Origin of the sequence: Soonwooa buanensis (assembly GCF_900167905.1) — a bacterium.
In the GTDB taxonomy this organism is placed as follows: domain Bacteria; phylum Bacteroidota; class Bacteroidia; order Flavobacteriales; family Weeksellaceae; genus Soonwooa; species Soonwooa buanensis.
The window spans coordinates 112,768-121,178 of the sequence record NZ_FUYZ01000011.1 but is presented as its reverse complement, the minus strand read 5'-3'; the positions used below and the strand labels follow the sequence as shown (position 1 = coordinate 121,178).

General features: G+C 33.0%; 8 protein-coding genes. 3 read left to right on the top strand and 5 right to left on the bottom strand.

What is annotated here, in order from left to right; genetic code table 11:
- Positions 1-395: 395 nt before the first annotated feature.
- The 5 genes from B5X62_RS13515 to B5X62_RS13495 form a co-directional block, all read right to left on the bottom strand.
- Positions 396-1,454, bottom strand: a complete 1,059-nt coding sequence (locus B5X62_RS13515) for a DNA polymerase beta superfamily protein (RefSeq protein WP_079667970.1) — start codon at positions 1,452-1,454, stop codon at positions 396-398.
- Positions 1,451-2,641 carry a hypothetical protein gene (locus B5X62_RS13510; RefSeq protein WP_079667969.1) on the bottom strand — a complete coding sequence of 397 codons (1,191 nt, stop codon included), beginning with the start codon at positions 2,639-2,641 and terminating at the stop codon, positions 1,451-1,453. The genes B5X62_RS13515 and B5X62_RS13510 overlap by 4 nt, the downstream gene beginning before the upstream one ends.
- A 2-nt stretch (positions 2,642-2,643) precedes the next feature.
- Positions 2,644-3,579 carry an ATP-binding protein gene (locus B5X62_RS13505; protein ID WP_079667968.1) on the bottom strand — a complete coding sequence of 312 codons (936 nt, stop codon included), beginning with the start codon at positions 3,577-3,579 and terminating at the stop codon, positions 2,644-2,646.
- Between the two features lie 69 nt (positions 3,580-3,648).
- Complete coding sequence (locus tag B5X62_RS13500; RefSeq protein WP_079667975.1) at positions 3,649-4,395, bottom strand: nucleotidyltransferase domain-containing protein; 747 nt, start codon at positions 4,393-4,395, stop codon at positions 3,649-3,651.
- 94 nt (positions 4,396-4,489) lie between these two features.
- On the bottom strand, positions 4,490-5,869 hold the full coding sequence (locus B5X62_RS13495; protein ID WP_079667967.1) for an RtcB family protein: 1,380 nt from the start codon (positions 5,867-5,869) through the stop codon (positions 4,490-4,492).
- 571 nt (positions 5,870-6,440) lie between these two features.
- Between B5X62_RS13495 and B5X62_RS13490 the strand changes: the two genes are divergently transcribed.
- The 3 genes from B5X62_RS13490 to B5X62_RS13480 all read left to right on the top strand — a co-directional run bounded on the left by B5X62_RS13490 (position 6,441) and on the right by B5X62_RS13480 (position 8,396).
- Positions 6,441-6,875 (top strand): cold shock domain-containing protein, encoded by a 435-nt coding sequence (locus B5X62_RS13490; protein ID WP_079667966.1) that lies wholly within the window; start codon positions 6,441-6,443, stop codon positions 6,873-6,875.
- A gap of 133 nt (positions 6,876-7,008) precedes the next feature.
- Complete coding sequence (locus tag B5X62_RS13485) at positions 7,009-7,344, top strand: HopJ type III effector protein (protein WP_079667965.1); 336 nt, start codon at positions 7,009-7,011, stop codon at positions 7,342-7,344.
- Positions 7,345-7,397: 53 nt separating this feature from the next.
- Positions 7,398-8,396: a helix-turn-helix transcriptional regulator gene (locus B5X62_RS13480; RefSeq protein ID WP_079667964.1), complete on the top strand. Its 999-nt coding sequence runs from the start codon at positions 7,398-7,400 to the stop codon at positions 8,394-8,396.
- The last annotated feature ends 15 nt before the right edge of the window (positions 8,397-8,411 follow it).

Genomic DNA, 8,411 nt, shown 5'->3' with positions numbered 1-8,411 from the left:
CAAAAACAACAAATGGTATAGAGTCCTTTTTTGGTCACTTAAAAGGCAATCTCAATATTCATAGAGGTCTTACCAAAAGTAGAAGAAAGCAATTTATCCAATGGTATCTTTTTTACAAAAATCAAAAACAATAATACATTAGGTAGTTAAGGTTTTTTTTAGCCATAAAGCTGTTCCAATAATTTACAAAGAAGGATGGCAAAAGCCACCCTTCTAAACTATTGTTTACAGCATTGATTGTATTGCTAATAAGTTGCTCCTCAGCAGAGCTCATTTCCTCTTCCAATCAATCTCAGTATATTACAAAATATTTTGTGAAAAAACACCAACTATTTTTGACCACATTGCCTTTTTTCAAAATCTACTCGAACCGACGTTGACTTTATGTTCTTAATTTAACGGCACAATTCCGAACGCATTTTCACCAAAATAGAATTTACTTTTTCCTTGTTTGGGAAATCTGGCAATCTTGAACTATCCAAAGCCGAATTTAATTTGTTCATCAAAGTTTCGGCGTAATTCAAAAGCTCGTCATATTCCTTGTCACCGTTTTTTATTGATAATAATTCTTCGCGATTTTCTACCCGAATATTGATTTTTCCAGTTTCCAAAATTTGCAAAGCGGACTGCAAAAGCCGAATCGTGTGCATCATGTTTTTGCTATCGTAATTCTTGCCGTGCTTTTGGTTGGTGTCGTAACGATCTTCATTTCGCTCGTTCACCCATTTCCAATATTCCTTATACTCTTTGCAGTAAATTGAATATGCATCTTGATTGAAAAATAAATAGGCTTCCACTTTCTCATTTTTCGGAATCGAAGACAAGCTAAGTTCGTTAGAATCTTCGTTTTTAAAAATTCCACGGTAGTTTTTATCGCCCTCAAAATCATAAAACAGCGCAAACATTCCTTTAGAACTTGGCAATTTGGTTAAACCGCAATTCTCTTGAATAAATGATTTTTCATTCAGCCAATCTTTTAAAGAAACAGAATCTGCATTTTCGAAAACGGTACAAAAATCCAAAACATCTTTTCGTTTTTCGTCCATTGGATTGACTATTTTCTTTTTCAAGCCTCGTGCTTTCTGGATTTGAGTCATTGCATAACCTCCAAAAGTTTCCTTGCAGAGTTTTGACAGAAAATCTTCGATTTTCAAATTATCAAAAATTGGATGTTTGTGCAAAATGCAATCTTCGGGCGTTGCCAAAACTTCCAAAATATTGGGATTATTCTTCAACAACAATTCTACAAATCTTCCCAATTCATAATAAACTTCATCGTTGGTTTCGTTTGCAACCTGCGGCATATAATCCAGTCCAAAGAAATCTTCCTTCGGCAAATAATAAACTCCTCGAATATCCGTATCCGACTTCTCCGTCGCCAATCCGAAAGCTTTGCTTCCAGATATGGCTTCGAAAAGAAGGAGGTTTTTATGTTTTAAGTCGTGGATGGTCATGGTATTAAGCCTAATTGTTTTGCAATATCTTTTTTATACTTTTCAAAAGGTTTATTCATATTTTCTTTTTCAAAAATAGCAGAACCAAAAATGTGCTTTTTGAAAGTGTCTTTGTCAATAAATATTCGCTCTTTAAGAAAAATTTTTTCAAGTTCATCAAGTTGAGAATCGGAGTATTTTTCTCTTTTTTTTATTAAATCGAATGATATATTTTTGTGGAATTCATACCTTGATTTGATTTTAAAAATTTCAATAAACTCATCAACTCCTTCTAAAGACTGCATATTTTTAATCTTAACTTCGACATCATCAATTTGCTTAATTTTTTTTATTTTACTTTCGAAGTCAGGATCATTAACATCAAAATTCAATTTGAATTCTATCAAATTTTCTGAGAGAAACTCTTCAGAAGTTGGACAGATTTTTGAAAGATCTTTATTGACTGTAAATTCTTTCATATGCTTGAATTTAGAATTACAAGAAGAGCACGAGGGAACTAAGTTGTATAAACTCAATGAAAAGAATGAAAATTCATTTTTTGGCAGCACATGATCTAAAGTATAATGGTTTTTCTTGACAACAATATTTTTCAAATCAACTTTTGAAGAATTACTCATTGCTGACGAGTTCCACCAATTAAATAATTTGGTGTAAACTTGTACTCCTAATATTGGTTTCAATTCATTAATTATGTTATTCGAAGTTCTTTTTTTTATAATTTCGTTCGCGGTTTTTTCTGAAATCACATCAATCATAGTGAGTATCTCTTTTGGCGCTTTTGAAATGAATTCTTTTTTAGAGTTAAATTGATAATGTTCTTCAAATGTATTAATGAAATCAATATTACAGTAATGACAAGAGTTTAAATCAATTTTTTCTGCCATGAAAAAATTCGAAATAAATGGTTGAAATTTATCATACAGGTATATTGTTTCTTTCTTTTTTTTAAATTTAAAAAAAACTTCTAAGTTCTTTAAATGAGCAGATTGTTTAATTTTTTCTTGAATTTCAAGTAATTCGGAAAAATTACTGACAATAAGCTTTTCTAAGTTGTAACTGTTGTTTATTTTCTTTAAAATAACATTTATTCCAGATTCATCAATTCTATCTTTAATGAGATTGTAATAGAGTGTATTAAAGGTATCCTTTTCGCTTTGATTATTGTATGGATATTTTACTTTTCTCATTATTAAGAATTTTCATTTAGTTGCTCGTTAATTTGATCTATTTGTTTTTTTAATTCTTCGCGCTTCTCAATTAAATATTTTGAATTAAATTTTTCGTCTAATTCATCAAACTGATTTTGTAAAATATTTCTGATATAATCTTCACCAATTAATTTTATAATATTTTTAAAATATTCTCTGCGAGTTAAAAACTTGCTTGCAGTTAACTCGTTTTTCTTTTTATAAAATTCCAGAAACTCATTAATCTTTGATATTGCGACTTTACCTTTAGTACTTTCTAAAAAAAATCCCTTTGTTAACATTTCATGAATATTTGCCCCGAAGGTATTATCTTCTTCATAGATTTGAGGTGCTGATTTTTTGGTTTCTCTATCAATGTCTAAGAATAAAATATTTTGTTTTGGAATATCTGATAAAATAAAAGGCGAATGAGTAATGAACATAATGTTGATGTTTGGGATACAATCAAAATATCTATTTTCAAAGTCAATTTTCCGAATATAATCTAGCAAGTCTTTAATGAATGTACGTTGCAATTCTGGATGATAGTATAGTTCTATTTCATCCAATATAATGTTGAAGTTTTTATAGACAATAAGTTCATTTTTTTTAGGATTCTTATTTACCGACAATAAATTTCTTAAATGATATACAATAGAGTTCAAACTATAGACTTTCTGCTTTTCTCCTGAACTAAGATTAGAAAAATTATCTTCATCATTTTTCTCATCAAAATACAATTCCGTCTTGAAAAAAGACGGCGGAATAAACTCAATTAAATCTTCAAAAAAAGCTTCATTATGATATGAATTAATTTTTTCATCTAAAAAAGAGATTGGAAAGTCTTTTTCAACATCTATTATTTCATCAGTAACATAAGTTTGATGCTCATAAAAATTTAAAGCTTGTTTGATTATTGCTATTAGTTTAAAACTCATGTTTTTTATTTTTATTAAAGATATTATTTATTACATAAAACAGACTACGGAAACCCGTAATCTGCTTATTTATTTCACCAACTCCAAAAACACCTTTTCCGCTTTCGACTTATCAAAATTTCCTGAAGGAAGTTCTTTTATTTTATCGTTTAGAAAAGCAATTTCAGAAGTTAAGTAGTTTGTTAATTCTTCATCTTTTGGGTGGAAATACTTTTCACCATTTTTAGATTTTATGGTTAACGAATATTCCACTTTTTCGCGTTCTGAAGTTGGCAACAAATCCAACATTTCGTAAAAGATTACTGGCGGAAAACTTCCTTTTTCAACCACCCATTTTGTGGCTAAAGTCGTTCTTAAACAGTAGAAATAATCTTTTAGTTTCACTTCATCTGTTTTGCAAATTTCCAAATACTTTTTGGCGATTCCTAAATAATGAAATGATACCGCAATTGGAGAGAAAGCATCTTTTGCCAAGTCGCACATTTTTTCGAGGAAATCATAATTTTTCACATAAAAAATATGCGAGTACAAATGCTCCAAAAGCGGAACATTTGATTTTGCTAAAAGCAACATAGTCTTCCTCAAATCCCATCCAGAACCGTCCAAATCATCTTTGGTCATGAATTCTATCGTATCTTTTTTCTCCCACGGCGACAGATACCAATCCTTCGGATGCTTGTATATAAAGCGGATGTCGTAATCGCTGTCGGGCGAAGCAAATCCCCAAGACCGACTTCCAGACTCTATTGCCAAAAGGATTTTTATATTTTTCTCTATTTCAAGAGTTCTTAATTTCTCTTTTATTTTTGTTTCCATTTTTGTAATGTTTAAAGTTTTACGTCTAAAGTTTAGCGTTAAGATTAAGCGTTCGAATCTCAAATTTCAAACATCAAATTTCAAATCTAAAGTCCTACTTCCTAAACTTCTTCTTTTTCTTCCAAGGCGCGTTTTTCTGCACGTCACCAGCCATAATACAACCGTAAGGAAGCACTTCGTCGATGATTTCGCACAAATTATATTCTTCAATCTGAGCGCGCACATTTTGAGCATTTTTATATGCACTCGGCAACTCAGAAATATCGATATCATTCGTGAAAAATCTCACATCCAAACCAGCGGTTTCTTCAGCGAAAATCTCTTCAGTCGTTTTGTGAGCCAAGCTTCTTTTATGCTGACCTCTGCTGAAATTTCTTCCCGCGCCATGAGGAGCAAAACCTAAATTTCTGTCGTTTGTAGCACCACTTACAATCAATACAGGTTCCGCCATATTCAGAGGAATCAATCGTGGACCTGTAATATCCGGCAAAAATTTGTCGTCCAGCGGCGTTGCTCCTTTCGCATGGTAGAATAAATCTCCGTCTCTGAATACGAAATTATGTTCATTCCAATATCTATCTAATTTTTCGATGTTCAACTTCTCCAAAGTCGCATTATGAATGGCTTCGTGATTTTCCTTCGTCCATTTTCTAATCAATTGTAAGGCTTCCCAATAAGCTTCCCCTTCCTCGGTTTCAAAAGGAATCCACGCGTTTTCCTTCAACGTATCTGGCGAAATATCTTCACGGAAGCGGTTCGCAACCTTCATTCCTTTATCATACAAAGCAGCTCCAGGCGCACGAGAACCGTGATGCGTCACCATCATTGTGTTTCCTGTATTTTTAGAAATCCCAACAAACAAGAAGTGATTTCCATCGCCCTGAATTCCCATATGCGAACGTGCAATGCTGATTAATCGTTCGTCATTTAAGAACATATTTTCTCTAAAAGCGTCCATCAATTCAATGCTCATCGGCATTTGTTCACCGCGAGCACGTCCTCCGTAACCAAAATGCGTAGTAGAATGCGCCGCGTCCAAAACCACTTTTGGATCCACTTTCCCGAAATCCGTCAACATCACCGAACAACAAATATCCGCCGAGTGAAATCCTGGATGAATCGCATTTTTCGCAACCACCACGCCTCCCACAGGGATTTGTCCTTCAGGACCAGTCGGACAAGCATCCGGCATCAACGCTCCCGAAACCAAAGTCGGCGTCTTCATCAAAACTTCCATGGTTTTGATCACTTTTTGCACATTATCTTCCTCAGCTTCGTTTTCCGCTTTAATGTTGATGACAAAATCCTCCGCATTTTCCTTTAACGGAATTGGGTCTGGCGCACGGAATTGCTCCAAATAAGCTTCCATTTCCGCTTGTGACAAGTCATTTTCGTTGATATATTCCAAAGCTTCGGCGAACCATTTTTTTGGTTGATATCCTAAAGCAATTAATTCGTTTCCTGTTATTTTCATCTTTTCTAATTTTTTTTTTGGGGCAACTTGAACTTCGTTCGTAAACTTCGATAAAAGCCTTCGCTTTTTTTCTCATTTATGCCTTCCGCTCCCAATCTTTTTTGCCTTGGCTAATCCATCCCAAAAAAAGGATTTCCGCTCAAGTCGGGCTGCAGTAATTCGACATTTATAACTTTCCTGTTAATTTGATGATGCAAAGTAAAAATCTAATTGCGCAATCTTTTTGCGTAGTAAAAAATATTTTAATTTTTTTTTGAAAAAAGTTTTCAATGAAAATATAATCTGCACAGAATTAAGAAACTATCGTTATTAATTTCTTTTATCGTATCTTTGTAACGCATTAGTAAAGAAAGCACTTGTTTTTCGTAAACTTAGAAGAGTTTATTATATTCATTACTTTCAGTTTTTCGCTGCTTTTACCAGCAACTTAAATACAAACTACGACAAACAGAAGAGAAATCTCTCGGGATTCTCGAACAATGAAGAGGTCAATTAAAGTAGGTTTTAACCGAAAATTGAACTCAAAATAACGTGTAATTTAGTAACATTAAAATAAAATTTTAAAATATTTATGGCAGATTCTTTCTCAAAAAAAGAAAACTTTAAAAAGAAACAACAGAAACAAAAAGAAAAAGCGGCACGCCGCGAAGAGCGCAAATCTGATAACAACAAAGGTAAAGCGCTTGACGAAATGTTTATGTACGTGGACGAGTTTGGTCAATTGACAAGCACGCCACCAGACCAACGTGAAAAAATTGAAATCGACCTAGACGATATTCAATTGGGCGCAGCTCCTATTGAGGTGGACGATACTGAAATCACAGGAATTATTACATTCTTGAGTGATAAAGGTTATGGTTTCATCACTGAAAACGGATCGAAAGAAAATATCTTTTTCCACATCAACAACTCGGAAGAAGAATTGAAAAAAGGTCACAAAGTAACTTACGAGAAAGAGAAATCTCCAAAAGGTTTTTCAGCAGTTAATATTAAAATTGTGAAGTAATCTTTACTTCAACTTAATATCTAAGCTTGTTTCGAAAAGAGACAAGCTTTTTTTGTACTCGAAAATTTATTGCGCATTGGAGTTGCGTAGATTGTTTAGGTTGATTATTTTTATCAGATAATTACAATTTAAAATGATTTTAGACCAGCTTAAAAACGAACCAGAAACTATTCAATTCAATGATGTTATTGAGCATATTGATGCGAATTATAATTTCACACCAACAAAATTCACAAATGGTGAAGCGCTAAACGAAGTCAATCAAAACAACGGTTCATGCAAGATTTTTAGTTTTGCTAAACTTAATAACCTTTCAAAAGATGAAACATTAAATCTGTTCGGAGATTTCTATCGCAAAGATGTTTTAGAACATCCGGAAACCGATGACCATCAAAATATCCGAAACTTTATGAAGTTCGGTTGGGACGGAATTTCCTTTGAAGGAAATGCCTTAGGACTTAAATCTTAGGTTTTAGAAATCAGAATTTCAAATCTCAAATAATAATTTTAAATCTATATGCCGTGTCTTCTAACAAAAACGCTTTAATTCGGTACAAAACCCTCGACAAATGCTTGAAAAACAAGTATAAAAAATATACGCTTGACGATTTAATCGATGAGTGTTCGGAAGCCTTGTTCGAATTTGAAGGTAAAGAATCCTTTGTTAGTAAACGTACCGTGCAATTGGATTTGCAGAATATGCGAAGCGAAAAATTTGGTTATGAAGCGCCTATTGAGGTTTACGAACGAAAATACTATCGTTACAGCGATCCCGATTACAGTATTCATAATATTTCAGTCACTGAAAGTGATTTGAAAGCGATGACCGACGCTGTGCAGATTTTGAAGCAGTTTAAGGATTTTTCGATGTTTAAGGAAATGAATGGAGTTATCCAAAAATTGGAAGATTCAATCCAAGCAACTCAACAAAAATCAATTATTCATCTCGACAAAAACGAACGTTTAAAAGGTTTAGAATACATTGATGTTTTGTATCAAGCGATTCTCAATAAGCAGGTTTTACGAATTTTGTATCAAAGTTTTACCGCTCGTGAAGCGCAAAATATGACTGTTCATCCACAATTATTGAAAGAATATAATAATCGTTGGTTTTTGATTTGCCTTCACAAAGGAAAACTTTATAATTTGGCTTTGGACAGAATGCAGGAAATTGATGTCGATGAAAATTCAACTTACATTGATTATAATTTGGATGCTGATCGCTATTTTGGAGAAGTCATTGGTGCAACAGTTTCAGAAACGCAGCGTCCACGAAATGTAGATTTTTTTGTTTCCAAAAAACATGCGCCTTATGTCAAAACAAAGCCTTTCCATCACAGTCAACAGATTTTAAATGAAGACAAAAACGGAACAATTTTTAGAATATGTGTTCAGTTGAATTTTGAGCTAGAGAGAGTGATCCTAGGAATGGGGGAGTTCTTAACTGTTCTAAAACCTTTGAAATTACGTGAAAGAATGGAAAAAACTTTAAAATTAGCTGTAAGAAATTACGATAATTAGTCTATCTTAGTAAAA

What these genes read in the sequence shown, in the direction of transcription:
- B5X62_RS13485 (WP_079667965.1), top strand. Translation starts at nt 7,009, where the DNA reads ATGATTTTAGACCAGCTTAAAAACGAACCAGAAACTATTCAATTCAAT.
- B5X62_RS13500 (WP_079667975.1), bottom strand. Translation starts at nt 4,395, where the DNA reads ATGGAAACAAAAATAAAAGAGAAATTAAGAACTCTTGAAATAGAGAAA.
- B5X62_RS13495 (WP_079667967.1), bottom strand. Translation starts at nt 5,869, where the DNA reads ATGAAAATAACAGGAAACGAATTAATTGCTTTAGGATATCAACCAAAA.
- B5X62_RS13510 (WP_079667969.1), bottom strand. Translation starts at nt 2,641, where the DNA reads ATGAGAAAAGTAAAATATCCATACAATAATCAAAGCGAAAAGGATACC.
- B5X62_RS13515 (WP_079667970.1), bottom strand. Translation starts at nt 1,454, where the DNA reads ATGACCATCCACGACTTAAAACATAAAAACCTCCTTCTTTTCGAAGCC.
- B5X62_RS13505 (WP_079667968.1), bottom strand. Translation starts at nt 3,579, where the DNA reads ATGAGTTTTAAACTAATAGCAATAATCAAACAAGCTTTAAATTTTTAT.
- B5X62_RS13490 (WP_079667966.1), top strand. Translation starts at nt 6,441, where the DNA reads ATGGCAGATTCTTTCTCAAAAAAAGAAAACTTTAAAAAGAAACAACAG.